This window comes from Massilia sp. TWR1-2-2, assembly GCF_049897565.1.
GTDB lineage: Bacteria > Pseudomonadota > Gammaproteobacteria > Burkholderiales > Burkholderiaceae_D > JAFCUW01.
In genome coordinates this window covers 1-1,684 of record NZ_JAFCWM010000086.1, presented here as the reverse complement: position 1 = coordinate 1,684, position 1,684 = coordinate 1, and the positions used below count along the sequence as shown (strand labels likewise).

Sequence of the window (1,684 nt, the reverse complement as noted above, 5' to 3'; positions counted from 1 at the left end):
AGCCCCTCATCCATGGGGACGAGACTACCGTTCAGGTATTGCATGAAGATGGCCGCAGCGCGCAGAGCCAGTCTTACATGTGGGTCTATCGCAGCGCCGAAACGAACGCCACGCCGGTAGTGCTGTTCGAGTACCAGGCCGGGCGTGGCCAGCAGCACCCTCAGGCATTTCTGCGCGGCTATACGGGTACGCTGATGACCGATGGCTACAGCGCCTGGCGTACGCTCAACGGCGTGCGCCATCTTGGATGCTTCGCCCACGCGCGGCGTTACTTTGATGAGGCGGCCAAGGCGCAGGGGAAGGCCGATGGGCGCGCACGTCAGGCGCTGGACTTGATCGGTCGCCTGTATCAGGTTGAGGCCCTGGCCAAGGGACGCTTGCCGGAAGGCAGTAGCCGCGCTGACTACACCTATGCATTGCGCCAGCAGCATAGTGTGCCGGTTCTGGTGGCACTCGAGACCTGGCTTGAACAACACGCTGACAAGGTGCTGCCCAAGAGTTTGCTGGGAGCAGCGATCACCTACGCGCGCAACCAATGGCCGTACTTGCGCCGTTACGCGGACGACGGCAATGCCCCCATCGATAACAATTTGATCGAACGCGATATCCGGCCATTCACTACCGGCAGAAAAAATTGGCTGTTCAGTTCTACGGTCGCCGGCGCCAACGCCAGCGCCGTGATCTACAGCATCATGCTCACCTGTCGCGCTTGCGGGGTGGAGCCGTATGCCTATCTGCGCCACGTGCTAACCGAATTGCCGAGCCGCGCCGACGGCGACGATATCCGCGATCTGCTGCCGTTTAACTACGCCACCGTCACCACGTGATAGCAGGCGTAGGCGCTGGCAAGGTGCAGCGAAATTAGCGCTTACCAACGCGTTCGCCGCCCAGATACGCGTCATCGACCCGGATATCGCCACTGAGCGGGCGATCGGCCTCGCGCTGGGCCATCACTTCCATCAGCTTGTGCTTGAGCAGCCATGCGGCCTTCCAGGAGACGCCCAGCTGTCGCATCAAGGCCAGCGCTGCGATATTCGTCTTCGACTGCGTCACCAGATAGATCGCCAAGTACCACTTCGTCAACGGCAAGCGGCCATGTTCCATCACTGTCCCGGCCCGCAGGCTGGTCTGATGCCGGCAACTGCCGCACTGCCTGTAGCGCAGTGCGCGCCGTTTGAATTCGTACGCCTTGTCATGGGCGCAGCACGGGCATATGAACCCGCATGGCCATCGCGCCTTGATAAACGCTTCCTCGCACTGCGCCTCGGTGCCGTATTCCCGCAGGAAAGCCGAGAGAGACAACCCCTTCTGAAATTGAATTCCATTGATTGCCATCATCGCTCCTTTTCGTAACTCAACCATCGTGAAAGGTTTGACTCAGCAGGGTCGCCTTAGTTCTGACGAGTGAACATAATCAGGCAAGACGATGAATGACTCGAGAGAATTTCGCTATACCCTCGACTTGGCCAGGCAGTATCTTACTCAGGATAGGTCAGGGGCCGCCAGCGAAGGGTCACTAAATGCGATGTTTGATCAGTCCTTAGGCCGACTTGAAGAGGTGGACGTGCAGGAACTGGCGTGGCAATACAACTCCATAATACGTGGGTGGGTGGACTACTATGGGGCGTTCCATCGGACAGAAATGCACAAGCTATTTCAATACCTTGATCAAAGGCTGAAGCAG

At 58.7% G+C, this 1,684-nt stretch carries 3 protein-coding genes; 2 read left to right on the top strand and 1 reads right to left on the bottom strand.

Annotation, left to right across the window (positions count from 1 at the left end; translation table 11 throughout):
- On the top strand, positions 1-827 hold an 827-nt coding region (gene tnpC, locus ACP7DD_RS26465), incomplete at its 5' end, for an IS66 family transposase (RefSeq protein WP_426178369.1).
- A gap of 34 nt (positions 828-861) precedes the next feature.
- On the opposite strand, the gene ACP7DD_RS26460 is transcribed toward tnpC, so the two are convergent.
- Positions 862-1,335, bottom strand: a complete 474-nt coding sequence (locus ACP7DD_RS26460) for a transposase (protein WP_426178368.1) — start codon at positions 1,333-1,335, stop codon at positions 862-864.
- 91 nt (positions 1,336-1,426) lie between these two features.
- On the opposite strand from ACP7DD_RS26460, the gene ACP7DD_RS26455 reads away from it, so the two are divergent.
- The coding region (locus ACP7DD_RS26455; protein WP_426178366.1) for a group II intron maturase-specific domain-containing protein at positions 1,427-1,684 on the top strand (258 nt) is incomplete at its 3' end.

Bases quoted from the DNA above. Each gene is read 5' to 3' on its own strand.
- ACP7DD_RS26460 (WP_426178368.1), bottom strand. From the start codon at position 1,335: ATGGCAATCAATGGAATTCAATTTCAGAAGGGGTTGTCTCTCTCGGCT.